This is a genomic window from Limnobacter sp., from assembly GCF_964228395.1.
Classification (GTDB): Bacteria; Pseudomonadota; Gammaproteobacteria; order Burkholderiales; family Burkholderiaceae_B; genus Limnobacter.
The window spans coordinates 1-24,255 of record NZ_CAXQZX010000139.1; the positions used below are offsets into that span (position 1 = coordinate 1).

Genomic DNA, 24,255 nt, shown 5'->3' on the forward strand with positions numbered 1-24,255 from the left:
CCAGTATGAAGGGGTCGTTGGGGGCCAGTTCAATGGCCTTGCGAATGAGTGTGTAGGCTTCGTCCAGGCGCATGTTTTTGTCGGCCAGCGTGTAGCCCAAGGCGTTGTAGCCGTGGGGGTTGTCTGGCCGCACGGCGATCAGCCGCCGCAGGTATTGCTCCACGGCTGGCAAATCGTTTTGCCTTTCGGCCACCATGGCGCGCTCATAGAGCAGGTCGGGCTGGTCGGGGTAGGTGCTCAAGCCCTGATCCAAGGCTTCCACCGCCTGCTGGGGCAGTTTGCGTGCCTCGGCCAGTTGGGCCTTGGCCAGGGTAAGTCGCACAGCATCGTCTTCATTGCCGGCTTTGAATTGGTTCAATACCCGGCTGGCCGCCACGTGGTTGCCCTGTTTTTGAAACAGTGCAGACTTTTTAAGCTGAATGTCGAGGTCGCTGCTGGCGTAGGGTGCGGAATCCAGCCAGCGCAGGGCTGTGGCGTAGTCTTGCTTTTGGAGGGCCAAGTCTGACAGGGTGGCGTGAATCAGCGATTCGTTTTGCCGCTCAGGGGCGGGCATGCGCTTTAAGTACACATCGAAATTTTTGACTGCCTCGTCGTAATTGCCCAATTTGCTGTGCACAAAACCCAGGCTGGAGTAAAGCGGCGTGTTGTCCGGTTGCAGGGCGATCATTTCGGCAAAGCGCTGGCGGGCTTGCTCCCATTGCTCCAGCTGGGTGTGGTTGCGCGCCAGGTAAAGGCGAGCAGAAAACCAGTTGGGATGTTGATCGGCCAGTTGGCCGACCAGCGCCATGGCGGCATCGGTGTTGCCATCGCGCTTTTCCATGAATTGCGCCATTTGCACATAAAACCGCTCTTGAGGAAAGCGGTTGATCACGTTTTGCATGTGGTCAACAGCCTGTGCATGCTGCTCGGCAGCGTGGGCAATTTGCGCCAGCAGGTTTTGGCTTTCTACATCGGCCGCGTTGTTGCCAAACAGGGCAATGCCTGTTTGATAGGCCTTGGCCTTGTCCGGAATTCGCATCAGCAATTCCAGCGCCACTTTTTCGGGCGAAGCCGCTGCCATGCCAGGGTGAGCGTTTTCGCTTTGCTGCACGGCGGCCAGGTATTCGCGAACGGCGGGCAGGGCTTCATCCACCCGGTTGGTGCCCAGTTGAAGCAGCATCACCGTGCGTTTGGCTTGCTTGTCTTCGGGGCTCAATTGGACCCACACCTCGGCGGCTTTCAAGCCCATGTCGGCCTGGCCTTCTGTGAGCGCAATTTCCACGGCACGGCGGGCCAACTCGGGGTTGTTCTGCTGTTTGGCCGCCTCGGTGTAGGCCAGGGTGGCCGAGTAAGTGTCGCCACGCTGGCTGGCCAATTCGGCAGTAAGCAGGGCAAACAGTGGGTCTTCCTTGACCAGTTGGGCCACGCGGGCCTCATAGGCTTTTTGGTTGAGCTCTGGCAAATTGTGGCTGTCTGTGCCAGTGGTCTCCTGTGGCCCGGCAGTGCTTGCGCAGCCTGCTACCATAGCGCCCAGCAGCACCACAACGCTGGGCGAAAGCCATTTAAAACAAGTCATACTGTTGAACCCAATTTGTGTTTGGTCAATCCCATTTCATTTTTATCACATTAACCCTTGCAGGTGGGTTGATGCCCCCGGCAGCCTGAGTTTGTTATCACTATGCCTGAATTGCCAGAAGTTGAGATCACCAAGCGGGGCGTGGCCCAGCATTTTGAAGGGCAGCGCCTGTTGAAATGCACGGTGCGCGAACCTCGCTTACGCTGGCCGGTGCAAAACACTGTGCTGTTGTGCGAAGGGCAAGTGTTGGTGCGCGTGGCCAGGCGTTCGAAGTACATGGTGATGGAGTTTGGTCCCCATGCTTTGGTGGTGCATTTGGGCATGTCGGGTTCGATGCGCATTGTGGAGCACGGGACGGCCTGGGAAAAACACGATCACATTGAATGGCAGTTTGACAACAAGCTGCTCCGCTACAACGACCCGCGGCGGTTTGGTAGCGTCGAATACGCCCAGGCCTTGCCTGGTTGGCAGCAGACCTACCCACGGTTTGGTCGATTGGGGCCAGAGCCCTTCGACCCTCAGTTTACCCCTGCGGCTTTGTTTGAAGCCACCCGTGGAAAAAAAGTGTCCATCAAGGCCTTGCTGCTGGGCGGTGAAGCGGTGGTGGGTGTGGGCAATATTTATGCATGCGAGGCCTTGTTTCGCTCGCGCATTCGCCCCGGCAAGGCGGCTGGGCGCATCAGCCGATTGCAGGCGCACGCCTTGCATGCCGCTGTGGTGGCTGTGTTGGGCGAGGCCATAGAGCGAGGGGGGTCGACCTTGCGCAATTTCCAGGCCATTGATGGGGAACTGGGGCACTTCCAGCTGCATTGCGATGTGTATGGCCGCGAGGGGCAGAGGTGCCATCGGTGTGGTGCTGTGGTGAAGCGGCGGGTGATGAACCAGCGCAGCACTTTTTATTGTCCGGGGTGCCAGCTTTGAATGCAGTTTATTCTCTGCAGGGTGATGCATTTGCACAGGTGCTGGTGCGTTGGCAGGCGGCGCATGGCCGCCAGCATTTGCCCTGGCAACACACGGGCGATGCTTACAAAGTGTGGCTAAGCGAGGTGATGTTGCAGCAAACCCAGGTCAGCACCGTGCTGGCTTACTACGCCCGGTTTTTGTCGGCATTCCCAACGGTGCATCATTTGGCAGCAGCTTCTGAGCAAGACGTGATGCAGTTGTGGGCGGGTTTGGGTTACTACTCACGGGCGCGCAATTTGCACGCCTGCGCGAAGCAGGTGGTGGAGCGTTTCGGTGGGCAATTTCCAAGCACGGTGGCCGAGCTGGAAAGTCTTCCCGGCATTGGTCGTTCCACAGCGGGGGCCATTGCGTCGCTGGCCTATGGCGTGCAGGCACCTATTCTGGATGGCAATGTGAAGCGGGTGTTTTGCCGTTACTATGCGGTGCAGGGGCATCCAGACCAAAGCCAGATTCAGAAAGCCTTGTGGGTGCAGGCGCACAGCAATGTGCCCGCCGATGCCCCGGGTCAATACAACCAGGCCCTCATGGACCTTGGCGCCACACTGTGCACCCCCAAAAACCCGAATTGCAAGCAGTGCCCGCTGATGCAAAGTTGCCAGGCTCTGCGCATGGGCATGGTGGGGCAGTTGCCCACCCCCAAACCCAAAAAACCAAGGCCGAATCTGTATTACCTTGCCGTGTTACTGCGCGCGCCCGGCGGGGCACTGGGGCTGCAACTGCAAACCGAAAAAGGGGTGTGGCATTCCTTGTGGACGCCCCCCCTGTTGCCCTGTGATTCGCAGGTGAACGAGGCTTGCTTGGCGGATCTGTGTGGCCGTTGGGCGAATACGTACGCATTGCCCACGCCGCTACAACTCGCTTTGCGCAGGCAGGCGGGTGCTTTGCAGTCTCAGCCCTGGATGGTGCACGAATTAACCCACCGGAAAATGCATTTCAAAGTGGTGGTGCTGGATGTTCCTGAGGAACTCAAGCAGGGACTACAGAAAGCAGGCCTTGAATTAGCGCTGCTTGAGACCAAGCCCGTGCCCAAGGTGGTTCATAAACTTTTGGCGCATGCTCAAGCTGTTTTATTGGCTGATGGAGCGGTGCCTCAGCAAAACACTCTCGACCTCGGCTAGCGGCTGAGTGGTGAATGCTTTGCTCAGCATTTCGGCCACATACACCGAGCGGTGCTGGCCGCCCGTGCAGCCAATGGCCACGGTGATGTAACTGCGTTGTTCGTTCAAGTAGGCAGGCAGCCATTTGCGCAGGTACTGTTCAATGTCGGCAATCAGGGCGCTGCTGCGTTCGTCAGCTTGTATAAATTCTTGCACCGGGGTGTCTTGCCCGGTGAGAGGACGCAGGCTTTTGTCGTAGTAGGGGTTGGTCAGGCAGCGCACATCAAACACCAAATCGGCGTCAGTGGGCAGGCCTTTTTTAAAGCCAAAGGTTTCAAACACCAGCGTGATGCGTGCACTTTTGCTTTCAACGGTCTCCAGCACCCAGCGGCGCAGCGCATTGGGCAGCAGGCCCGTGGTGTCGATGCAACTGGCCAGGGCGCGCAGGGGTTCCAGCGCTTCACGCTCGGCAGCCACACATTCTTGGACGGTGGCTTGCTCGCCAAGCCTAGCGCTCATGGGGTGACGTCGGCGGGTTTCCGAATACCGGGTGACCAGGGTTTCGTCGTCAGCATTCAAAAACAATACCCGCACATCGGTGCCGTGTTCGCGAAGGCCTGCCACCATGTGAGGCACGTCCACAATGTCGCGGCCTGTGCGGGCATCGGCTGCCACGGCCACCCGCAGGATGCCGTCAGCCTCCAGCCGTTTAAGCACCTGTGGAATGAAGGACGGCGGCAGGTTATCGATGCAATAAAAATCTGCGTCTTCCAGGGCGCGAATGGCAACCGATTTACCGGAGCCAGACAGGCCGGTGACCAACACCACTTTCATGTGCACCTCGCTTTGGTTTAGTCGTGCCCGTGGTCCAGATCGGGGTCATGTTCGGCCACGGGTGGGGCATCATCTGCTCCCCCCAATTCTGCCAGCATGGCCTTTTGTTGCCGAACCATGAATTCGTCCAGGGTGTTGATGCCGCGCATCTGCAAAATGGTGTTGCGTACCGCGGCCTCCAACAACACAGCGAGGTTGCGGCCAGCTGCAACAGGCAGAGTGACCTTGCGCACGGGCAGGCCCAACACCTCTTGGAACTGTGTTTCAGTGACCAAACGCTCCTGCTGAAGTTCCATGGAGGCGCGCCGCATGAGGTGAACGATCAGTTTGAGCCGCATTTTGCGGCGAACGGCGGTTTCACCGAAAATGGCTTTGATGTCCAGCAAGCCCACACCACGCACTTCCATGAGGTTGCGAATGAGCTCGGGGCAGCGCCCTTCAATGAGGTTGGGGGCCACGCGGGAAAATTCGACCACGTCATCGGCCACAAGGCCATGACCGCGTGAGATCAACTCAAGGCCAAGCTCGCTTTTGCCCAAACCCGATTCGCCGCAAATCAGCACGCCCATGCCCAAGACGTCCATGAACACGCCATGCATCATGGTGGTTGGTGCCAGCCATTTGTTGATGTACACGCGAAGGAAGTCAATGATTTCAGCAGCCGACAAGGGGGTGGCCAACAAGGGCACATTGGCTTGGTCGCAGGCATTGCTCAACAAAGGGTGCGGCGCAAATGATTCGGCCACGATGATGGCGGGTGGGTCGCCTTCGATCAGTTTTTCAATTTGGTGTTGCTTGCGCTCGTCGTCGATGCGCGAGAAGTATTCAATTTCTTGGCGGCCAAACACTTGAATTCGGCCTGGGTGGATGGTGTTGAGGTGCCCCACAAGGTCGCTGGATGCAAAACACTTGAGGTCGAGTTGGCGTTCGCCGCCTTGTTTGCCCGCGAGCCAATCGAGCTTGAGTTTGTCACGGTTTGCTTCGATCAGTTCTTTTAATTGCTTCACGGGCGTGTTAACTCGCGGGTTGGTAGGGCTCCCAATTGGCGATGAGCTGGTGGGTGGCACCTGGATCAGTTTCGGTCATCAGTTTGTCGCGAAAGTCTTTGTCGGACAACATTTGAGCCAATTCTGACAGTATATCCAGATGGTGCTGGTTTGCACTCTCGGGCACCAGCAAAAACATAAGCAGCTTGACGGGCTGACCGTCTGGGGCGTCAAAGGGAATGGGGTCTTGAACGCGGACCAAGCTGGCGATGGGTTCACGCAGCCCCTTGATGCGGCCGTGCGGCACCGCCACCTGTTGACCAAGGCCAGTGGAGCCCAGGCGCTCGCGGGCAAAAAGGCTGTCGAACACCTTGGAGCGCGCAATGCCCTGGTTGTTTTCAAACACCAAGCCGGCTTGTTCAAACACGCGCTTTTTGCTGGTGACTTGCGCATCCAGCATGATGTTGGATGGTGGAAGAAGATTTGCGATCAAGTTCATCGCGTTGTTCCTGATACCCGCTACTTAAATCGTGGGGCCGATTATACGCCATAAAAACAGAAAAGGCGGATTGAAATCCGCCTTTTAGATTTCCCTGAAAATACAGGGGTTTAATCGAGTTCTACCGCTTGATGCTTCAGCGGAACGTTGTTGTGGTTGGTCAGTTTGTCCTTGTGACGGAGCACCTGACGGTCCAGTTTGTCGGCCAATGCATCAATGGCGGCGTACAGGTTTTCGTGATTGGCTTCAGCGTGGATGTCTTTGCCTCGAACGTGTAGCGTAACTTCTGCCCTTTGAACCAGTTTGACAACCGAGATGGTCACCGATGCATCAATGACGTGGTCAAAGTGCCTTTTTACCCGATCCAGTTTTTCAATCACGTAGTTGCGAATGGCTGGAGTTACTTCGAGATGATGACCATTGATGTTCAAGTTCATACGGACTCTCCTTTTGTTGCTGCGAAGGCCGCTTTCTCGTACCGAGTTATAGCGACTTGCGCATGTTCACCGGGGGGATCTTGAGCGATTCCCGGTATTTCGCGACCGTGCGTCTTGCGACCACGATTCCCTGTTGACCGAGAAGGTCTGCGATTTGACTGTCAGATATCGGCTGCTTGGCGTCCTCCGCAGAAATCAGTTGCTTGATGAGCGCACGGATGGCCGTGCTGGAGGCCTGTCCACCCGAGTCGGTGGAAACATGACTTCCGAAGAAAGACTTTAGCTCAACCAACCCGTAGGGCGTCAACATATATTTTTGCGTGGTTACCCTTGATACAGTGGATTCGTGCAGACCCAAAAGATCGGCGATTTCGCGCAGAACCAAGGGCTGCATGGCGATTTCGCCATGGTTGAAGTAGCCAATTTGGCGTTCCACAATCGCTTGGCTCACCCGTAAAATAGTGTCAAATCGTTGTTGTACGTTTTTTAACAACCATCGGGCCTCTTGCAACTGGGCACTGAGCTGTGAGCTTTGGCCACGGTGCGAACGCAAAATAGAGGCGTACATCTCGTTGATGCGAATTTTTGGCATCACATCCGGGTTGAGTTGAACATGCCACTGCCCGCTGAGTTTTTTAACAATCACATCGGGCACCACATGGTCGTCGTCCACGCGGCGGAAGCGCGCACCCGGGAAGGGCTCGAGTGATCGAATGATGTCATGGCATTGTTTGAGCAACTCGTCGTCAATGCCCAAGGCTTTTTTAAGCTTTGTAAAATCGCGCTGCGCCAACAGGCCCAAGTGCTCTTGGGCGATGCTGTTGCAGTGCGCGTATAGCTCAGGGTGTTTGCGCACGTCTGGCCGTTGGCGCAGTTGCAGCATCAAACATTCTGAAGCGCTGCGGGCGCCAACACCGGGCGGGTCAAAGCTTTGCAGAAGGCGCAGCGCAGCCTGCAGCTCTTCAAACTCCAGGTCGGGCACCTCTTGCAGGGTTTCCCAAAGGTCTTCCAGGTCGGCGCTAAGGTAGCCGTCGTCGTTGAGGTAATCGATCAGCCACAGCACCAGGTTTTTGTCGCGTTCGCTGGCCTGGGTCAGGCGCAGTTGCTCAACCAGGTGCTGGTGCAGGCTGCTATCGGGCGCGGCCAGTTGCAGGCCAGGTTTTTCTTCATCGCCGTCGGCGTTGGCTCCGCTGTTGTCGCGCCAGTCGCCTTCCCAGTTGTCTTGAATGGAATCGATGGATTCGCGTTGCACCAGGTCTTCGCGCTCGCTGCCTTCCGCATCGGCGGTGGCGTCGGTATCGCTTTGTTCGCGGGTTTTGCGTGGGTCTGGTTCGGGTTCGTAGTTGTCGCTGTTGCTGCCGTCTTGAATTTCGCTGTTCGTGCCCAGGCTGACGGTTTGCTCGGTGTCACCCACGTCGTCATCGGCCACTTCCAGCATTGGGTTTTCGGCCAGGGCTTGCTGGATCTCTTGCTGAAGCTCCAGCGTAGACAGCTGCAGTAGCCGGATCGACTGCTGCAGTTGAGGGGTGAGGGTGAGGTTTTGCGAAACCTTGAGCTGTAGCGATTGTTTCATGCGATGCCTTGGCGCTACATTCGGAAATGTTCGCCCAGGTACACCCGGCGAACATCGTCGTTTTTCACAATTTGGTCAGGGCTGCCCGAAGCCAGCACGCGCCCAGCGCTGATGATGTATGCGCGGTCGCATATGCCCAAGGTTTCACGCACATTGTGGTCGGTGATTAACACGCCGATGCCCTTCGTCTTTAAAAAGGCCACAATGCGCTGAATTTCCAGCACAGCAATGGGATCAACGCCTGCGAATGGCTCGTCCAGCAAGATAAAGCGCGGGGAGGTGGCCAGGGCGCGTGCGATCTCAAGCCTACGGCGCTCACCTCCAGACAACGATGCCGCCACGGAGGTTCGAATGTGCGTGATTTGCAGGTCCGTGAGTAAATTTTCAAGCGCTTCGTTGACCGATTTGTCTTTGGGCGGGTTGATCTCAAGCACTGCCCGAATGTTTTCTTCTACGGTGAGCTTGCGAAATACAGACGCCTCTTGGGGCAAATACGACAGGCCCGAGCGTGCCCGTTCATGAATGGGCTTGAGCGTGATGTCTTGCCCTTCCAGACAGATGTAGCCTTCATCGGCTGCCACCAGGCCCACGATCATGTAAAAGCACGTGGTTTTGCCCGCGCCGTTGGGGCCAAGCAGGCCAACCACTTCGCCGGTGTCCACATGCAGCGATACATCTTCAATCACCCGCTTGCTTCGGTAAGCCTTGCGAAGGCTTAAGGCCTGCAAGCGACCTTGGCCGGTCAGGGTGTGTGCGGGGGTGTTGCTCATGGGCTTACGGGTCTGGGTTTGATGACGGCTTGCACGCGCGTTTGCCCCTGGTTGTTGGGCGCGCCCACCACGTTCAGGAACTCGGTGTTTTGCTCGTAAGTGATCTTGCTGCCAGAGATGGATTCAGTGAGTTGCCCATCGCTGCTTTTTTGAATACTCGCATTGCCAGTGATGGTGACCACCGACTTGTTGCCATCAAATTCAATGGTGTTGCCCGCGCCATTGATGAGCAACACCTCACTGGTTTTTGAGTCCCGTTGCTGTTTAAAGCGTGCCGGTTTGCCTTCCACGGTGGCAAATTGAGTGCCATCGGGCCGCTCAACCAGCGTGAGCTTGTCCCCACGAATGACCAGCGAGCCGCGCGTTAACAGCACATTGCCCGTGAACACGTTGACGTTGGTTTTCTCGTTGTAGGTCATCGCATTGGCATCGATGGTGGTGGGCTGTTGCCTGTCCGACTCCAGGGCAAGGGCCTGAAGGGGCATGGCCACAGCCAGCAGGCAGATGCTTGCCTGTTTGGTGAAATATTGCATCATGGTTTGGCCTCCATGCGAAATTTGATCGAACCCTGCGCCAGTAGTTCTCCGGTGGCGTTGTTCAATGTGGCTGCATTGGCCCTGAATTGTTGGCGACCGCGCGTTACTTCAACGCTTTGGTCAGTGCTCACGGTGTTGTTGGGGTTGTCGACCACAATTTCTTCAGATTTCATGACGGTGAGTAAACCGCTGTTTCGGCTGTTGACCACCACATTGTTCCTTAAAATCACCTGATCTTCTTCCATCAGGTAGATGCCTTCCTTGGCTTCCCCTTTGAGCACCACATCGCCGGGCTCAAACTGTTCAAGGTCGGGGTTGACGATGTTCCACCGATCGCCAGCGGGGGTATGTTCGGCAGATTCACTGCGCACCATGGCGTATTTTTGTTCTTTCAGGTTGTGGCTTTGTACGGTGAAGTTGCGCAGGTAACTGTCTGCGCTGTTTGGATCGGCCTTGCCAGAGAGTCGAAAAAGGTTCATTTCGGATTGCACTGCGAACCAATAAGACGCACCAGCCAGCGCGAAGGTTAAAAGCAGGGGGATGAACTGGGAAAGCACCCCGAAAAAATCTCGAAGCAGTTTCACATCAATTCCCAAGGGTTGGTATAGCCGGGTTTGTTGGCCAAAATGAAGTCGCACAGTTCGCGAACCGCCCCGTGCCCAGCCGGGCGGCGGTTGATCCAGTTGCTGGCGGCCAACATGGCCTCGGGCGACTGTGGCGTGGTGGCCGCCAGTGCCACGTGTTTAAGTACAGGGTAGTCGGGCCAGTCGTCACCAAAAAAACCGCATTGGCTCCAGCTTAAGCCCAGGCTGTTGCGAATGTCATCCATGGCTTGCAGCTTGGTTTTGCAACCTTGCACCAGCTGATGAATGCCAAGGTCTTTGGCGCGTTTTTCAACAATGCCGCTGGAACGCGCAGTGATCCACACCACTTTCACGCCGTGGTCCATCAGCAGGCGAAGCCCCTGGCCGTCAAACACGCTGAAGCGCTTCATCACCTCGCCTTCATCGCCAAAATACAAACCGCCATCTGTGAGCGTGCCGTCTACGTCGAAGCCCATCAGTTGCAAATCAGCGGCGGCTTGCTTGGCTGGGGGTTTGATGGGGGTTGAAGTCATGCTTACACCACCTTGGCTTCAAAGAGGTCATGGAAATTCAGAGCACCCACAATGGTGTGATGCTCATCGGTCACCACCACTTGGCTGATGTGACACACCTCCATCAGGCGAACGGCTTCCACAGCCAATTTGTCTGGTGAGATGGTTTTGGGGGCCGCATTCATCACTTCGGATACCAGCAAGCCCCGCAAGTCCAGGCCCTGCTCAATTAAACGGCGCAGATCGCCATCGGTAAACACGCCCTGTAGCTTGCCGTCTGGCCCGGCGATGGCGGTCATGCCCAAGCCTTTTTTGGTGATCTCCAGGATGGCTTGAGAAAGCGAGGCGCTGGGTGGCACCACTGGCACGCGGTCGCCTTTGCGCATCACGTCACTCACGTGGGTCAACAACTTGCGGCCCAAGCTGCCGCCGGGGTGGGATAATGCAAAATCTTCTTCGGAAAACCCGCGGGCTTTCAGCACCACCACAGCCAAAGCGTCGCCCAAAGCCAGGGCGGCGGTGGTACTGGCGGTGGGGGCCAGGTTCAAGGGGCAGGCTTCCTTGGCTACGCCGCAATCGAGCACCAAGTCAGCTTGGCGCGCCAAGGCAGAATCCAGCTTGCCGGTCATCGCAACAATTTTGGCGCCACGGCGGGCGATGGCTGGCAATACAGCCACCAACTCTTCGGTGTTGCCTGAATTGGACAGCGCAATGACCACGTCATCCTGAGTGATCATGCCCAGGTCGCCGTGTGAGGCCTCGGTGGCATGAACAAAAAAGGAGGGGGTGCCGGTGCTGGCGAAGGTGGCGGCAATTTTTTTGGCGATTAAACCCGATTTGCCCACCCCAATTAAAATCACCCGGCCCGAGCAGTGCAGTATGGCTTGCACGGCTTGCTCAAAAGCTTCGCCCAGACGGTCGCCCAGCGCAGAAACCGCTTGGGCTTCAATGCTGAGCGCTTCTTTGGCCATGGCCAAAAAATCACGATTCTCCAGGTTTGACGGCGTTTGTGGCATGGTGGACCCTGATAGACTTCGAAGTTGCTGTGCTCGGGACAGTCTGGTTTTTCGGGCAGTATAGCAAAGCGCGTGCCAATCCACTTCAATTCTTGAGCATTCAACGTGCCCAACGCATTAGAGCTTTCTTTAATACTCATGCTGGTCGCCGTTTTGGCGGTGTCGCTGTTTCGCCACTGGAAGTTGCCCGCCATGTTGGGCTACTTGTTTGCGGGCACCCTGATTGGGCCTTACTCATTGGGTGTGGTGCCCGATGCACCCGAAACCCGCCACCTGGCCGAGTTCGGGGTGGTCTTCCTGATGTTTTCGATTGGCCTGGAATTCAGTCTGCCCAAACTGCACGCCATGCGTCGGGTGGTGTTTGGCTTGGGCTTGGCCCAAGTGGTGCTCACCATGCTGGGCGTATTGGCTTTGGGTTGGGTGGTGGGGTTTTTTACGCCCATTCCCATGAGCATGGCCTTTGTGCTGGCCGGCGCTGCAGCCATGTCGTCCACGGCCATCGTCAGCAAGTTGCTGGCCGACCGGCTAGAGCTGGACGCGCCCCATGGGCGGCAGGTGATGGGCATTTTGTTGTTTCAAGATCTGGCGGTGGTGCCGCTGTTGATCATTATTCCTGCCCTGGCCCAGGGTTCAGAAAACCTGACGGTCACTTTGAGCCTGGCTGTGGTCAAAGCCGCACTGGTACTGGGCTTGATGCTGGTGTTTGGCCAACGCATGATGAACTGGTGGATGACTTTTGTTGCCCGCAGCAAGTCGCAAGAGCTATTCGTACTCAATGTGTTGTTGATCACCTTGGGCCTGGCTTGGCTGACCGAGCTGGCTGAATTGTCTCTAGCCCTTGGCGCTTTTGTGGCGGGTATTTTGATTGCAGAAACCCAGTACAAGCACCAGGTGGAAGAAGACATCAAGCCCTTTCGCGATGTGTTGCTCGGGCTGTTTTTTGTCACCACCGGCATGTTGCTTAATCCGCAGGTTGTGTTCCAAAACTGGTATTGGGTAATTGTGCTCACCATTTTCCCAGTGTTGGCCAAAGGGATTTTGATCGCCGTGTTGGCGCGCCTGTTTGGTGCCAACAGCGGCACTGCCATGCGTACAGGCATTTACCTGGCGCAGGCGGGTGAATTTGGTTTTGTATTGCTGGCCAACACCGGTTCGGCGGGCTATGGCCTGGTGCCCGATGCCTGGTTGCAAACCATTTCTGCCAGCATGGTGTTGTCGATGTTGGCTGCGCCCTTCATGATTCAACACGCCGACCGGATTGTGCTGAGATTTTCCAGCCAAGAATGGTTACAAAAGTCACTCGAGTTGCACCAAATTGCCCAAAAAAGCCTTGCCACCCAAAAGCATGTGCTCATTTGCGGTTTTGGGCGTAGCGGGCAGCACTTGGCTCGCCTGCTCGATCGCGAAGACCTGGATTATGTGGCACTAGACCTCGACCCGGATCGCATTCGCGAGGCCACTGCAGCAGGTGACTCGGTGGTGTTTGGCGATGCAGCCAAGCGCGAAACACTGGTGGCAGCGGGGTTGTTGCGCGCTTCGTGTGTGGTAGTTACTTTTGCAGACTTCAAAGTCGCCGAAAAAGTGTTGTTGGCTGTGCGCGCTTTGGCACCCAACGTGCCTGTGGTGGTGCGCACTTACGACGAAAGTGACCTTGAAAAACTCACCGCCGCCGGGGCCACAGAGGTTGTGCCTGAAATTCTTGAGGGCAGCTTGATGTTGGGCTCGCAGGCTTTGATGTTACTGGGTGTGCCAGTGTCACGGGTGGTGAAGCAAATTCGCAGTATTCGAGAGTCGCGTTACCAAATGTTCCGGGGTGTGTTTCGCGGTGTGGACGACGAAGCCGACACCCCTGAAAACCAGTGGGTTCGCTTACATTCGGTGTTTGTTGAACCGGGCGCCAGCGGTGTGGGCAAAAGTCTGCACGAGTTGGGCTTGCTCGATTTGCGTGTGGAGGTGAACGCTATTCGCCGCCGTGGCATCCGTGGCGGAGACCCTTCGCCCGACACGCGCCTGGAGGCAGGGGATATTTTGGTGCTCAAGGGTCAGCCCGATGCATTGGCTCAAGCCGAGAGTGTTGTGTTGGGGCGGCGTATTTGAGGGTTTGCCCACAACGGCCCGGCGTGGCGCATCAACGCAAAAAATAGTAGCCAGTGCATTCCATGCCATTGGCCTCTTCCCATGCGTTGCCACTGACACACAAATCCACTTCGGCTGCATCCACCTGCAGGCTGCCGCGCAGGGGGTTGCCGTCGTCTAATTTGCGATCCAGTTCGGCCAGTTGGGCCACGGGCACAGCCTGCCCAATTCGAATGGCCAGTGCGTTTTCCGGGCTGCTCGGGCCAGAAAACGCATGGCTGATTCGGTATTCATCACCAAACTCATTGCGCATCAATTGAGTGCGGGCGCAGTCCGCGCCAGCTTGGGCGGGTGTGGCATAGCTGCCTTGAATAAATCCGGAAGCTTGCAGGTGCTGAAACACTTGGCATTCCTCCTCGCCTTCAATCAGGCTGTTGCCATTGCCCCCAGATCCTTGCAGTCCGGCCGCTTGCGCAGCAATAAAATCGCCGGGCAGGGCGGCGTAGCGCGATTGAAAGGCGGCCAATGCTGTTTCAAGCGAGGCAAGATCGGTGAGGGTTGCTTGTACGCGGGCGCTGCTGAGCAGTTCGCGCCCTTTGAGCACGCCGCCGGCCAGAATTGCCAACACCGCGAGGGCGATGGCGAGTTCAAGCAGAGAAAATCCGTATTGTCGTGAAGTGGTCATTGTTGTGATCCTGTGAGGCTGATAAGCCCACCTCTTTGCAGCCACAACCAGCTCAAGCGTTCAAACGAGAGCCAGATTGGGTTGTGGTGGGGTAGATTGGGGTTGATAAAAAACTGATGGCTTCGGTGTTGGTTGACGGTGTCAGAGGGAGGAATGAGCACAGCCACTGCGCTCACGCTGTGGGTGGGCAGGGCTTGGCAGCCACGGGACTGTGCGGGCGGCAAAGGGGTCGTGCCATGTGCAAGGCAAAGATGCAGCGCAGGCAGGGGCCCTTGCCCCACACTGCTGCCCGAGGTGGGGGGAGCATAAATAACCTCACCAAGCTGCGGCAAACTGAGCAAAGCAAGCGGGTATTGGCTCACCAGGCTGTGCGCTGCTGGAGGGCCAGCGTCATTCAAACTGGCCACTGCAAATCGCCACGGCAGGGTTTGTACTGGCAGGCCGAGGCTGGCGGTGGGCACCCAGCCTTGGTAAGTATTGCAAATGCCATCTGCCCTGCGGTCTTCATGGCCGTTGCCATGGGCTGAGGGGCAGGGCAGGCGCCCCGTGGCCAGCACAAAACCTTCCAAATGGCTAACAAGTTGGACAGACCTCGCAATGTGCTCGGTCTGTTCGCGTTGGGCTTTGTAAGTCGCCAAGCCACGTTGTACCGAAGCCAGCACCAGGGCTGCAATTGCCATGGCCAATAGCACTTCCAGCAAGGCCATTCCATGGTTATGGTGTTGTGGCATGGGCTGCCTCCGGATTGAGCAAAACCCGCCAGTTTGGTTTTCCATCGTCAACAAGCAGGACCTGGTTTAGCATGGGGTAAATGTTGCTGGGCCAACCGTGTTTGCATTCGCAGGCCTGCCCAGTTTTGCTGCTGAGTGGGCAGGCGTAAGTGTTGGTGGGCTGGCATGCGCGCCCGGCACCCGCTGCCGGCAAATACCGCGACACTGGCCACAAGCTGTGTAGGTGTGCAGGGCCCAAAAAAATACAACTCTGCCCAGCTTGGGCTTGGCAAATGGACGGTCCGCGCGCGTCAGTCAAACAATGCGTTTGGCCTTGCAGGCATGGCGCTTTTGAACTCCATGTGGCTTTTGTTTGTGGGCATTGGCAGGTGCACCGGGTCGGTGTACAGCGGCATTCGCATTGGGGGTCTACAGCGCGCCACAGTTGTGGGGTTTGCTGTTGCAAGGTCTCCGGTGCGTGGCTGGGGTGCCAGCCGGGCCCATGTTGGGCGGCGTGGGTTAGCACGACCAATTCGGCGGCTTGCTGCAAATTGTTCCGCAAGGTGGCTTGCAGCATTTGCACGGGGATGACCTGGTGTGGGCCTTGCACACCAAAAGTGTTTGGCCCGATGGGTTGGATTTGCTGTGCCAACACAGCTGCAACCTGTGTAAATACACCTTGCTCGGTTTGCACGGTGAGTGCCGGTTTTGAGAAATCAACCCACTGGCTCCAGCCCAATGCATTGGGCTGAAGCAACTGGGCCGACACCGCGTATTGCCACGACTTGCCCACACCCAGTTGCTTGGCATTGTACGGGGCCCCCAAGCCGGGGTTGAGGTAGTTGATTTTGACCACCGACTGGCCGGGCAGCCAGCCCCAGTTTGAATTCAGGCAGGTGGTTTGTGCAGGCCCTTCTGGGCTTAGCGCCGGGCAGGGTAGGTGGCCCGGCTGTGTGTGTTGGTTCATACCCTGCCGGGCGGCAAAGGCAAGCAAGGCCTCGCGGGCAGTCTGCAGGCTCTGGTGCTCTTGTAGGGCCTGATTGTTTTGCTGGAAAGACCGTGCGTGTTGAATCACCTGCGATTGACCTGCCGCAAGCGCCCCCAGTGCGAGCAAAACCAGCAACAGCAGCATGGCATGGCCCCGGGCTTTGGTGAGTTCGCCAATTCGCCTCATGGTTGTGCCTGCCAGCGCTGCGTCTTGGGATCGAAATGGATTCGTCCTGAAGGCAGATCAACCCAACCAAAGGCTGGTTTTGTGGGTGGTGGGGGCTCGGTCTCATGGGTTGGTGTTTCGTGATTGGCGCGAGCGAACCGCCCCTTGGTGCGGGTTTTCGCGTTGTGTTGCGTAATCAGGGGCTGAGGGGCGGCCAGTATTGCGCCCTCGGGTGGTTCAAAGTTGAGTCGGTGTGTGCTTGGTTCAGCCGGCTCTTTGACGTTAAACCCCAGGCAAAACCACTGGTAGGTGCCCAGCTCAACTTGCCCCACCCTGCAATGCCCTTGCTGTGCTTGATGGGTATTGATCCACGCGGCCAGATCTTGCCACAGGCTTGCCTCGTCTGGGGTTTGGCCGTGTTGCAAGCTCGCCTGGCCTGCGCTGTGGGTTTGCGCCTGGAGATTGGCTGCAGCCAACTTGGCCTGCATTTTTTGGTTGTGCTGGTGCAAGGTGAGGCCCAATGTGCTGTGCAAGTGGAGCACACACAAGGCAAGCCCGAGCAAAAAGATGGCCATGTCCAAGCACAGACGGGCCAGACGATTGATGCGCACATGCCTGGCAAGTTTCATGGTGCGTTGGTCCTGCAAACGGCTTGGGCGGCGTGGCTCAGCGGCTCGCAGCCTTTGGGCAGTCGCTTTCTTGGTTTGTTCAGGTTTGCAATGCTGTATACCTCACCTGCGTTGTTCCAGGTCCAGGCCAGGTCCGCCACGTTGGCACGTTCATTCTTGCCAAACTTTTGCACCTGGACGCGCCACGCCGCCCAATCGATGGGTGGCGCGTCATTGGCTTGCCCCAGCTTGTGTGTTTTGCCAGATTGAAGCTGCTGCACCGTATTGGCCTGTGTGGCCTGGCTGGCTGAGCCTGCCAGCCAGGCGGCCACCATCGTGCTTGCAACGGCGCACAACAAGGCGGCTGCCAGAGCCAGACGGATGGGTTGGTGGCCTGGGCATGCCTTCAAATACCAGCCAAGGTGTAGCCGTGCCATTGCCTTTGCATTCAAGCCATTCCCCTGAAGGTCGTCGTGGGCGTCGCGGTGGGTTTCGCTTAACACCGCATATTCGCTTTGCGCCATGCGAACAAGCTCGCAGGGTTGACTGCGCAGATCCTCGGGGCGACTGGCGCTCACCACGCGCGGTGTCTTGCCCATGCGCTTGCACACTTCGATCCATTCGATGTGCTCTGGTGTACAAGGGTGAATGAGCAAGCGGTCTGGGTGTTGGGCTACACCCACCCAGTGGTGTTGTGCTTTTTGAGCGTTGAGGGCAGTGCAGGCGGGGAGTCCAATCAACACTTGGGTGTCCCCGTGGGCAAAGCTGCCAAGGGCGAGCGCGCTGTCTGCAAATTCATTGAAAGGCATGCGTTGACCCGCAAGCACGTTGTGTTCGCGCCTGTGCAGCAGCATCACTTCTGGCGCTTGCTTGGCGTCGCTGGTTGGCAAAATCAACCACAGGTCGGACGGGGGTTGATTCATTACAGGCCACCCAATCCAGCGTAGAGCGGGGCGATGTGGCGCTGGTAGGCCATCATCAAAATGCCTGCACTGATCAACAGGGCGGCAGGTGGCATACCAAGCTGCAGGCGACGCAGGCAGCGGCTGGCGCGCAAATCAAACACCTTGGCAGCCAAATGAAAGCAACTGGCCATATTGCCCGTGTGTTCCACCATCCGCGCCTGGCGAACCATGAAGGGCGGCGCGCCAGATTTTTCCATGGCCAGCGCCAAACCCATGCCTTGGCTTAACAACCGTGACACCTGGGCCAAAAACAGCTTGAGGGCCGTAGCGTTCCCTGGCCTGGGTTTGAGGGTTTCAAGGATGTCGATGCCCGCGTCGAGCTCGCAGGCCATCAGGTGGAAATGCGATGCGAGGTGTAGGTCGTGCCGGGGGTCGAGGTGGCGTTGTTCCACCAAAGCTTTGGGCGGCTGAAGTTTTTTGGTGAGCAAGATCAACAGCAAACCCAGAACGCCCCCGGCCATCAGAAAGTTCGCCCAGTCTCCAGCGATAAGCGTTGGCTGCGAAGGTGCCTGTGGAGTTTGTGCTTGCATGGGGGCAACATGGGCCATCACACCCCAGCAAGCCAGGCTCAACACCAGCACCAAAGCGGGGTAAAAAAGGCTGCGCAACAGTTGGCTCGTGGCCTCGGTGGTTTTGATCCAGCGCAGTAATTGTAGGTCTAGCGCTTCTGCCAGATTGCCCGAGGCTTGTGCGCATTGAAGCGCGGTGAGAAGCGGTGCCGGCAGGTTTTTGACGGCAAAGCGAAACGCTTGAACCAGGTCCATGCCGCTTTCAAGCGCGCGTTGTACTTGGCCAAGCGTTTGTCTAAGGGTGTTGCGGCCCCGCTGTGGCTGAAGCTCCCGGCTAAGCAGCAGAGCGTCCACGGCGCTGAGCCCCACCCGATTAAGCTCGGCCCAGTGGCGCATCCATTCTTGCCATTGCACGGTGCTTGGCCCGCGTTTAATCCACATTCAAGTCACCTTGAAGTGTGTAGACGCTATGTATGTCGGCCATGCTTACGAGGCTGGCGCGGCGATGTCTTGGGAGTTGACCCATCCAAAGCGACTGCGCTTTGATAACGCGTTGTGCGCCAGGGTTGCCCGGCATCAGGCGTTGATTCAGGACACCATTTAAGCAATTCAACAGGCTGGGCCATGCCACTTGCAGTTCCAAAAGCCTGCAGAGGGTGCCCAGGCAGTCGCCTGCGTGAATGGACGCAAACACCCGATGCCCAGTGAGTGCGGCGTGCAGGGTGAGCTCGGCGGTGGCCTCGTCGCGGATTTCACCGACCAGAATGGTGTCAGGGTCTTGTCGCATCAACGATCGCAAGCCTGCCGCAAAATCCAAATGGGGTAGGCGTGACAGGTCGGTTTGAAGCGCTTGGGGGTTGATGATTTCGACCGGGTCTTCCAAAGTGGCAATTCGCCCAGCTTTGGCGCCCAGCGATTGAATCATCGCATGCAAAGTGGTTGTTTTGCCGCTGCCTGTGGGGCCAGACACCAACACCAGACCTTGGCTGGGGGCTAACATGTGCTCAATATCGCTGTGCACCTTGGGGCAAAAGCCAAGCGAATTCAGTGACCACGCACTTTGGCGAGCCAGCACCCGGACCACGAGGTTTTCCCCATGCAAGCTGGGGTGGCAGGCCAGGCGCAATTCGGCATGGGGCAGACTGAGCCTGCCGTCCTGTGGACGCCGCGTTTCGGCAATATTCATTTTGCCCGCGGCTTTGAAAGTTTGCACAAGCCCGCGTCCGTGTTCGGTGGACAAACCCCGCAGGGCGTTGAGGTGCCCATGGCAGCGGGCGCGCACCGAGTATCCTTTGGGGTCTGGGGTGATGTGAAGATCTGAAGCGTTGCATGCAATCAGTGCGTCGGCGATGTGTTGCAAGCTGCCATGCAGGGCCTCTTCAATGGCTTGAACTGAACTCAAGGGACTACTCGCTTGTTCGCGCTCAACAGAGCCCTTACTTGTAGCAAAGGCAAGTCGCATTGCAGGGTTTGGCAGCGCGAAGTGGCCACGCCCAGCCATTGCAGTGCATCGGTGTGCTGGCCTTGCTGGGCATGCAACAAGGCCAGGTTGTATGCGGGCTCTGGGGCGTGGGGGTGCTCGTGGTGCAATAGCTCAAGCAAGGCCCTTGCCTCTGCATGCTGCTGTGCCAGTTGCAACTGGTTTCCAAAAGCCAGTTGCTGGTTGAGGGTTCGCAAAGGGCCTGAAAGATCGCCAATGTTGTGAGCTGCACTGGCCGATAGGGCTTGCGGTGCGTCCACGGTGGTCGCCTTGAGCAAAATCACCAACTCAATGTGATTGTGTTGCCGAGAAACGCTGTCAGTAAGCAAATTCAGGGCATTTGGGCTGCCGGGTATGCCTCGCTCCAGGGAGCGGTTGTCTTTTTGGCGCAAGCCACCCAGCAGGGCCATTTCGCCGCTGCGAAGTCTTAGAATCGACTCCAGCTCTCGGGTTTGTATTTCTGGGACCTCACTGACGATGTTTAATTGCCGAAGGGCGGGGTTGGGGTCTTGTACAAAGCCAACAATGCGGCTCAGGGTGGGGCGCACGCGCAGTTGAATGGTTTGGTCGTTGGCAATTTGAGGCGTGACGGTCATCAAAAAGCCGACCGGCACCGTTTGAACCTGTGTGGTAAACACCGAAAAAGCTGGCGTGTTGGTGGTGGGCGCGCTGGTTTGCACATCGGTGGTGAAATACACCCGGTTGTCGATGAATTTCAGCACGGCGGGTTGTTGGTTCATGGTCACCACGCGGGGTGACGAAAGCACCGAGGCCTGTCCAAATTCCTCCAGCAAACGAAGCACCACCTGCGTTTCCGCATTGCCTGTGTTTCGCCCAAATTGCAACACAGTGCCCGCGTTGCCAAAGTTCAAGCCCTGTATGGCCAAGCCAGCGCGCACGCCGTTGTTGCGCAGCACATTCCAATCGATGCCTCGCTCGTAGCGCTCGTTGAGGCTTATCTCGGTGATGAGCGCTTCAATCACAATTTGCCGATTGACGCGGTTCTGCATCTGGTTAAGCCACTGCAACACGCGCTGGTGCTCGCGAGGTGTGGCCAGCACGGCTACGCTGGCAGACTCTGGGTGCGCGATGACCCGGCCAGACCGGTATTCTTTTCGGGTGGTAGTGATGTCGCTGCGCGTTAGGTCCACGGCGGTGGCGCTGTTTCGATCGCTTCGGGAGGGGCGCAATGAGGGGGTGCGCCGGCTGGCAAAGTTTCGGTCTTGGGCTTCGTTAATTTGCCGCTCGCGTGTGATCACCTCGCTTTGCTTGGCTGCGGCCCCAATGATTTGCTCAATTTGCAGCGCAATGTTTTGCCAGATGTCGTGCGACTGAGTGTTAAGTAAACTCAACTCCGAACGATTGCCCGTGTCTTCCCGAACCGGCAGGTCGCGTTGAGTGCTCGCAATGGCCGAGCTCAGGCTGGAGCGGTCAGTCATGCTGCGGCTGGTGGTCAGGTAATCCAGGTGATAAATGCGAAGCTCCTCAGTTTGGCAGCGGAATAACAACTGCTTTCCCTGCATCGCCACATGGCTGTTGCTCTGGGCCTCCAGGCTTTCAATGATTTGCGCCAATGTCATGTCTTGCCCGTGCAGGCTGACTTTGGCTTGAGCGCACTGATCCATGTCGTAACCCACCCCCAATTCTTGCGCCAACAGCTCCAGCACATGGCTGGCAGGCATTTGGTCCAATCGAAGGTTGAATGTTGTTGGATGACTTAACCAATTTTTGGCCTGATGGCGAACCCGATCGGCCCAAAACCATGGGTCGATCTGAATGGGTTTGGCGGTGTCCAAGGTGGCTTCAGCCAAGTTGGGCGTATTGACATGGGGGGTGCTGGTGGGTGCTGCGCAGCCAGCCAGGGCGAGGGCACAACACAAAAACACACGCAGCATGTCGAAAATCCGCAAGGGGCTAGAAACAGCCGAATCCTAAATGCTTGAAACCAAAACCATGATTTGTGGTCATGCCAAAGGAGTGAAACCATCACCACGTTTGAGGGAGACAGGCTTTTACTGCGCCTTCACAAAGAATGCTTGGTGGCTTCGAGTTACAATACGGGTCAACCCCAATGCCCCTGAAGGAGCCCCAATGGGCTTTGTTGCTGAATTAAACAACGTTGATTTTGGTTACGGCGAACGCCTCATCCTGGAGGACATCTCCCTGCGCATACCGCAGGGCAAGGTGGTGTCTGTCATGGGTGGTTCTGGTTCAGGCAAAACAACCTTGTTGCGGCTAATGTGCGGGCAATACCCGGTGAACAAGGGGCAAATTGCCGTGCTGGGGCAAAACATGGTCAAAGCGTCTACGGCCGATCTTTACGCTTTCCGCAAACGCATTGGTGTGTTGTTTCAATTTGGTGCTTTGTTCACCGACCTGAGCGTGTTCGACAATGTGGCCTTCCCCCTTCGTGAGCACACCGACCTGCCAGAGTCCGCCATTCGTGATTTGGTGTTGCTCAAGCTGCATGCGGTGGGGCTTCGTGGGGCCAGCCACCTCATGCCCTCTGAAATTTCTGGAGGCATGAGTCGCCGCGTGGCCCTGGCCCGTGCTGTGGCCTTAGACCCAGAACTGATTTTTTATGATGAGCCATTCGCCGGGCTTGATCCAATCTCTTTGGGTATCACGGCCAATTTGATTCGCACCCTGAATGACGCGTTGGGGGCCACCTCGGTGGTGGTGACCCATGACATTCACGAATCATTTGCGATCAGTGACCATGTGATTGTGATTGCCGGCGGCAAGGTGCTCGCCGAAGGCACGCCCAAGGAAGTGGAGGCCAATTCCGATCCCTACGTGCAGCAGTTTATTCGCGGCTTACCTGAGGGACCGGTTAAATTTCACTACCCAGCCAGCGACTTGCAGAAGGATTTCGCATGAACCCCGTGCTGTTCATTTCCCGCTTAGGCGCCGCCACCATTGCCACCGTGGCTGGCCTTGGGGTGTTTGCCCGCTTTGTTTGCGGGCTTTTTGTGTTGTTGCCAAAATCTTTGTTAAGGCCGCGCCTGATCGTCGATCAAATTCATTTCATCGGCAATTACTCCCTCATCATCATCGTGGTGTCGGGTCTGTTTGTTGGCTTCGTGCTGGGCTTGCAGGGCTATTACACCCTGAATCGGTATGGGGCCGAACAAGCCCTTGGCTTGTTGGTTGCGCTTTCTTTGGTGCGTGAATTGGGCCCAGTGGTGTCGGCATTGCTGTTTGCCGGTCGGGCGGGAACCTCGCTGACAGCTGAAATCGGCCTGATGAAGGCTGGTGAACAACTCACTGCCATGGAGATGATGGCCGTGGATCCCAAGGCCCGCATATTGGCCCCTCGTTGGGTGGCGGGTTTGGTGTCTTTGCCCATTCTGGCGGCTTTGTTCAGTGCTGTCGGCATTGTGGGCGGCTATGTGGTGGGCGTGTTGCTCATTGGCGTCGATGCCGGGGCTTTTTGGTCCCAAATGCAGGCTGGCGTAGACGTGCGGGACGACATTCTGAACGGCGTGATCAAAAGCATAGTATTCGGCGTGGCCGTTAATGCGATCGCCCTGTATCAAGGTTATGCTTGCCAACCCACGCCAGAAGGGGTGTCCAGGGCCACCACACGCACGGTGGTGATTTCGTCCCTCACTATTTTGGGCCTGGATTTTGTGCTCACCGCACTGATGTTCAGCATTTAAAACGGATTGCTAAAGATGAAAAAGACTGCAGTTGATTTTTGGGTGGGCCTGTTTGTTCTGATTGGAGCGCTCGCTTTGGTGTTTCTGGCGTTGCAGGCCGGCAATTTAAGTTCGTTTACCACCGGGGCCCAGTACCGGGTTACCGCAGAATTCGACAACATTGGTGGCCTAAAACCACGGGCGCCTGTTAAAAGCGCCGGAGTCACCGTCGGTCGCGTGGCCAGCATCACGCTGGACCCTGTCACATTCCGCGCGGTGGTGGCGCTCGATCTGCAAGAGGGCTTTGAATTTCCTGAAGACTCTTCGGCTAGAATCTTGACCTCTGGGTTGTTGGGCGAACAATATGTTGGCATTGAAGCCGGCGGCGCGCTAGAAAACCTGGAGGGCGGTCAAAAATTTGCGCGCACGCAATCGGCCGTGGTTCTGGAAAACTTGATCAGTCAGTTCCTGTTCAGCAAGGCTTCCGAGGGTGGATCCGAGAAGCAATAAGGGGAAAGCAGTGTTACCTTCTTCCATTCGACATATTGTGCTGGCCGGTGCTGTGCTGGTCTACGGCACGGCCTGCACCAGCATGCGGGCTCCTTCCGAAGCTGACCCCTTGGAGGGTTTGAACCGCTCCGTGGATGGCTTCAACCAGGTGGTCGACCAGGTGGCGGTTAAGCCCTTGGCCAAGGGCTACAACGCCATCACTCCGCCCGAGGTGCAAACCGTGATCGGCAATTTTTTCAGCAATCTCGACGATGTGGCGGTGGCTGTAAACAACCTGTTGCAAGGCAAGCCCAAAGCGGCTGGCAGTGACCTCGCCCGTTTTGCGATCAACACCACCATCGGTATTGTTGGCTTGGCTGACCCTGCCACCGAATTGGGTTTCCTCAAGAACGATGAAGACTTTGGCCAAACCCTAGGGGTTTGGGGGGTGGGCTCGGGGCCATACTTGGTTCTGCCTTTTTTTGGCCCAAGCAGCTTGCGTGATGCGCCTGCCCGCTTTGAGATCGGAAGAGCACACGTCTGAACTCCAGTCACACTGGTAGATCTCGTATGCCGT

Annotated in this window: 26 protein-coding genes; 7 read left to right on the plus strand and 19 right to left on the minus strand. The window is 57.1% G+C overall.

Going from position 1 to position 24,255, the window contains the following annotated elements:
- On the minus strand, positions 1–1,555 hold a 1,555-nt coding region (locus ACEQU8_RS11745), incomplete at its 3' end, for a tetratricopeptide repeat protein (RefSeq protein WP_370263803.1).
- A gap of 102 nt (positions 1,556–1,657) precedes the next feature.
- Here ACEQU8_RS11745 and mutM point away from each other — a divergent pair.
- Complete coding sequence (gene mutM, locus ACEQU8_RS11750; RefSeq protein ID WP_370263805.1) at positions 1,658–2,476, plus strand: bifunctional DNA-formamidopyrimidine glycosylase/DNA-(apurinic or apyrimidinic site) lyase; 819 nt, start codon at positions 1,658–1,660, stop codon at positions 2,474–2,476.
- Positions 2,473–3,636 (plus strand): A/G-specific adenine glycosylase, encoded by a 1,164-nt coding sequence (gene mutY, locus ACEQU8_RS11755; protein WP_370263806.1) that lies wholly within the window; start codon positions 2,473–2,475, stop codon positions 3,634–3,636. The genes mutM and mutY overlap by 4 nt, the downstream gene beginning before the upstream one ends.
- On the opposite strand, the gene rapZ is transcribed toward mutY, so the two are convergent.
- The 10 genes from rapZ to ACEQU8_RS11805 form a co-directional block, all read right to left on the minus strand.
- Complete coding sequence (rapZ, locus tag ACEQU8_RS11760) at positions 3,586–4,449, minus strand: RNase adapter RapZ (protein ID WP_370263807.1); 864 nt, start codon at positions 4,447–4,449, stop codon at positions 3,586–3,588. The genes mutY and rapZ overlap by 51 nt on opposite strands.
- 17 nt (positions 4,450–4,466) lie before the next feature.
- Positions 4,467–5,456 carry an HPr(Ser) kinase/phosphatase gene (hprK, locus tag ACEQU8_RS11765; RefSeq protein WP_370263810.1) on the minus strand — a complete coding sequence of 330 codons (990 nt, stop codon included), beginning with the start codon at positions 5,454–5,456 and terminating at the stop codon, positions 4,467–4,469.
- A gap of 7 nt (positions 5,457–5,463) precedes the next feature.
- Positions 5,464–5,934, minus strand: a complete 471-nt coding sequence (locus tag ACEQU8_RS11770) for a PTS sugar transporter subunit IIA (RefSeq protein ID WP_370263811.1) — start codon at positions 5,932–5,934, stop codon at positions 5,464–5,466.
- A 110-nt stretch (positions 5,935–6,044) separates the two neighbouring features.
- Complete coding sequence (gene hpf, locus ACEQU8_RS11775) at positions 6,045–6,371, minus strand: ribosome hibernation-promoting factor, HPF/YfiA family (protein ID WP_370263814.1); 327 nt, start codon at positions 6,369–6,371, stop codon at positions 6,045–6,047.
- Positions 6,372–6,417: 46 nt separating this feature from the next.
- The gene (locus ACEQU8_RS11780; protein ID WP_370263816.1) at positions 6,418–7,944 is read right to left on the minus strand and encodes an RNA polymerase factor sigma-54; all 1,527 of its coding nucleotides are present in this window, start codon (positions 7,942–7,944) and stop codon (positions 6,418–6,420) included.
- 14 nt (positions 7,945–7,958) lie between these two features.
- On the minus strand, positions 7,959–8,714 hold the full coding sequence (lptB, locus tag ACEQU8_RS11785; protein ID WP_370263818.1) for an LPS export ABC transporter ATP-binding protein: 756 nt from the start codon (positions 8,712–8,714) through the stop codon (positions 7,959–7,961).
- Complete coding sequence (gene lptA, locus ACEQU8_RS11790; protein WP_370263820.1) at positions 8,711–9,250, minus strand: lipopolysaccharide transport periplasmic protein LptA; 540 nt, start codon at positions 9,248–9,250, stop codon at positions 8,711–8,713. Before lptA ends, lptB begins: the two co-directional genes overlap by 4 nt.
- Positions 9,247–9,888 (minus strand): LPS export ABC transporter periplasmic protein LptC, encoded by a 642-nt coding sequence (gene lptC, locus ACEQU8_RS11795; protein WP_370263822.1) that lies wholly within the window; start codon positions 9,886–9,888, stop codon positions 9,247–9,249. The genes lptA and lptC overlap by 4 nt, the downstream gene beginning before the upstream one ends.
- Complete coding sequence (locus tag ACEQU8_RS11800) at positions 9,831–10,367, minus strand: KdsC family phosphatase (protein ID WP_370263823.1); 537 nt, start codon at positions 10,365–10,367, stop codon at positions 9,831–9,833. Before ACEQU8_RS11800 ends, lptC begins: the two co-directional genes overlap by 58 nt.
- Positions 10,368–10,369: 2 nt before the next feature.
- Positions 10,370–11,362: an SIS domain-containing protein gene (locus tag ACEQU8_RS11805; RefSeq protein WP_370263824.1), complete on the minus strand. Its 993-nt coding sequence runs from the start codon at positions 11,360–11,362 to the stop codon at positions 10,370–10,372.
- A gap of 138 nt (positions 11,363–11,500) precedes the next feature.
- Between ACEQU8_RS11805 and ACEQU8_RS11810 the strand changes: the two genes are divergently transcribed.
- The gene (locus tag ACEQU8_RS11810) at positions 11,501–13,459 is read left to right on the plus strand and encodes a cation:proton antiporter (RefSeq protein ID WP_370263844.1); all 1,959 of its coding nucleotides are present in this window, start codon (positions 11,501–11,503) and stop codon (positions 13,457–13,459) included.
- Between the two features lie 31 nt (positions 13,460–13,490).
- Here ACEQU8_RS11810 and ACEQU8_RS11815 read toward each other — a convergent pair whose 3' ends face one another.
- Genes ACEQU8_RS11815 through ACEQU8_RS11850 form a run of 8 tightly spaced genes read right to left on the minus strand, consistent with a single transcriptional unit; the run spans position 13,491 to position 21,443 of the window.
- Positions 13,491–14,123 (minus strand): type II secretion system protein, encoded by a 633-nt coding sequence (locus ACEQU8_RS11815; protein WP_370263825.1) that lies wholly within the window; start codon positions 14,121–14,123, stop codon positions 13,491–13,493.
- The gene (locus ACEQU8_RS11820) at positions 14,120–14,854 is read right to left on the minus strand and encodes a type II secretion system protein (RefSeq protein WP_370263827.1); all 735 of its coding nucleotides are present in this window, start codon (positions 14,852–14,854) and stop codon (positions 14,120–14,122) included. Before ACEQU8_RS11820 ends, ACEQU8_RS11815 begins: the two co-directional genes overlap by 4 nt.
- Positions 14,838–16,007 (minus strand): hypothetical protein, encoded by a 1,170-nt coding sequence (locus tag ACEQU8_RS11825; protein WP_370263828.1) that lies wholly within the window; start codon positions 16,005–16,007, stop codon positions 14,838–14,840. The genes ACEQU8_RS11820 and ACEQU8_RS11825 overlap by 17 nt, the downstream gene beginning before the upstream one ends.
- Positions 16,004–16,615 (minus strand): hypothetical protein, encoded by a 612-nt coding sequence (locus ACEQU8_RS11830; RefSeq protein ID WP_370263829.1) that lies wholly within the window; start codon positions 16,613–16,615, stop codon positions 16,004–16,006. Before ACEQU8_RS11830 ends, ACEQU8_RS11825 begins: the two co-directional genes overlap by 4 nt.
- Positions 16,612–17,517, minus strand: a complete 906-nt coding sequence (locus ACEQU8_RS11835; protein ID WP_370263830.1) for a hypothetical protein — start codon at positions 17,515–17,517, stop codon at positions 16,612–16,614. The genes ACEQU8_RS11830 and ACEQU8_RS11835 overlap by 4 nt, the downstream gene beginning before the upstream one ends.
- A complete protein-coding gene (locus ACEQU8_RS11840) occupies positions 17,517–18,509 on the minus strand; it encodes a type II secretion system F family protein (protein ID WP_370263833.1) in 993 nt (330 codons plus the stop codon). Before ACEQU8_RS11840 ends, ACEQU8_RS11835 begins: the two co-directional genes overlap by 1 nt.
- Positions 18,499–19,470, minus strand: coding sequence for a GspE/PulE family protein (locus ACEQU8_RS11845; RefSeq protein ID WP_370263835.1), 972 nt, complete (start codon positions 19,468–19,470; stop codon positions 18,499–18,501). The genes ACEQU8_RS11840 and ACEQU8_RS11845 overlap by 11 nt, the downstream gene beginning before the upstream one ends.
- A complete protein-coding gene (locus ACEQU8_RS11850) occupies positions 19,467–21,443 on the minus strand; it encodes a hypothetical protein (protein ID WP_370263836.1) in 1,977 nt (658 codons plus the stop codon). Before ACEQU8_RS11850 ends, ACEQU8_RS11845 begins: the two co-directional genes overlap by 4 nt.
- Positions 21,444–21,639: 196 nt before the next feature.
- On the opposite strand from ACEQU8_RS11850, the gene ACEQU8_RS11855 reads away from it, so the two are divergent.
- Genes ACEQU8_RS11855 through ACEQU8_RS11870 form a run of 4 tightly spaced genes read left to right on the plus strand, consistent with a single transcriptional unit; the run spans position 21,640 to position 24,222 of the window.
- On the plus strand, positions 21,640–22,428 hold the full coding sequence (locus tag ACEQU8_RS11855; RefSeq protein ID WP_370263839.1) for an ABC transporter ATP-binding protein: 789 nt from the start codon (positions 21,640–21,642) through the stop codon (positions 22,426–22,428).
- Complete coding sequence (mlaE, locus tag ACEQU8_RS11860; protein ID WP_370263840.1) at positions 22,425–23,210, plus strand: lipid asymmetry maintenance ABC transporter permease subunit MlaE; 786 nt, start codon at positions 22,425–22,427, stop codon at positions 23,208–23,210. Before ACEQU8_RS11855 ends, mlaE begins: the two co-directional genes overlap by 4 nt.
- Positions 23,211–23,225: 15 nt before the next feature.
- The gene (gene mlaD / locus ACEQU8_RS11865) at positions 23,226–23,699 is read left to right on the plus strand and encodes an outer membrane lipid asymmetry maintenance protein MlaD (protein ID WP_370263841.1); all 474 of its coding nucleotides are present in this window, start codon (positions 23,226–23,228) and stop codon (positions 23,697–23,699) included.
- 10 nt (positions 23,700–23,709) lie between these two features.
- Positions 23,710–24,222, plus strand: coding sequence for a VacJ family lipoprotein (locus ACEQU8_RS11870; RefSeq protein ID WP_372521244.1), 513 nt, complete (start codon positions 23,710–23,712; stop codon positions 24,220–24,222).
- Positions 24,223–24,255: the final 33 nt, after the last annotated feature.

Coding starts and splice junctions, on each gene's coding strand:
- mutM (WP_370263805.1), top strand. CDS start 1,658: ATGCCTGAATTGCCAGAAGTTGAGATCACCAAGCGGGGCGTGGCCCAG.
- rapZ (WP_370263807.1), bottom strand. CDS start 4,449: ATGAAAGTGGTGTTGGTCACCGGCCTGTCTGGCTCCGGTAAATCGGTT.
- ACEQU8_RS11770 (WP_370263811.1), bottom strand. CDS start 5,934: ATGAACTTGATCGCAAATCTTCTTCCACCATCCAACATCATGCTGGAT.
- hpf (WP_370263814.1), bottom strand. CDS start 6,371: ATGAACTTGAACATCAATGGTCATCATCTCGAAGTAACTCCAGCCATT.
- ACEQU8_RS11780 (WP_370263816.1), bottom strand. CDS start 7,944: ATGAAACAATCGCTACAGCTCAAGGTTTCGCAAAACCTCACCCTCACC.
- lptB (WP_370263818.1), bottom strand. CDS start 8,714: ATGAGCAACACCCCCGCACACACCCTGACCGGCCAAGGTCGCTTGCAG.
- lptA (WP_370263820.1), bottom strand. CDS start 9,250: ATGATGCAATATTTCACCAAACAGGCAAGCATCTGCCTGCTGGCTGTG.
- ACEQU8_RS11800 (WP_370263823.1), bottom strand. CDS start 10,367: ATGACTTCAACCCCCATCAAACCCCCAGCCAAGCAAGCCGCCGCTGAT.
- ACEQU8_RS11805 (WP_370263824.1), bottom strand. CDS start 11,362: ATGCCACAAACGCCGTCAAACCTGGAGAATCGTGATTTTTTGGCCATG.
- ACEQU8_RS11810 (WP_370263844.1), top strand. CDS start 11,501: ATGCTGGTCGCCGTTTTGGCGGTGTCGCTGTTTCGCCACTGGAAGTTG.
- ACEQU8_RS11815 (WP_370263825.1), bottom strand. CDS start 14,123: ATGACCACTTCACGACAATACGGATTTTCTCTGCTTGAACTCGCCATC.
- ACEQU8_RS11820 (WP_370263827.1), bottom strand. CDS start 14,854: ATGCCACAACACCATAACCATGGAATGGCCTTGCTGGAAGTGCTATTG.
- ACEQU8_RS11825 (WP_370263828.1), bottom strand. CDS start 16,007: ATGAGGCGAATTGGCGAACTCACCAAAGCCCGGGGCCATGCCATGCTG.
- ACEQU8_RS11830 (WP_370263829.1), bottom strand. CDS start 16,615: ATGAAACTTGCCAGGCATGTGCGCATCAATCGTCTGGCCCGTCTGTGC.
- ACEQU8_RS11835 (WP_370263830.1), bottom strand. CDS start 17,517: ATGAATCAACCCCCGTCCGACCTGTGGTTGATTTTGCCAACCAGCGAC.
- ACEQU8_RS11840 (WP_370263833.1), bottom strand. CDS start 18,509: ATGTGGATTAAACGCGGGCCAAGCACCGTGCAATGGCAAGAATGGATG.
- ACEQU8_RS11850 (WP_370263836.1), bottom strand. CDS start 21,443: ATGCTGCGTGTGTTTTTGTGTTGTGCCCTCGCCCTGGCTGGCTGCGCA.
- ACEQU8_RS11855 (WP_370263839.1), top strand. CDS start 21,640: ATGGGCTTTGTTGCTGAATTAAACAACGTTGATTTTGGTTACGGCGAA.
- mlaE (WP_370263840.1), top strand. CDS start 22,425: ATGAACCCCGTGCTGTTCATTTCCCGCTTAGGCGCCGCCACCATTGCC.
- mlaD (WP_370263841.1), top strand. CDS start 23,226: ATGAAAAAGACTGCAGTTGATTTTTGGGTGGGCCTGTTTGTTCTGATT.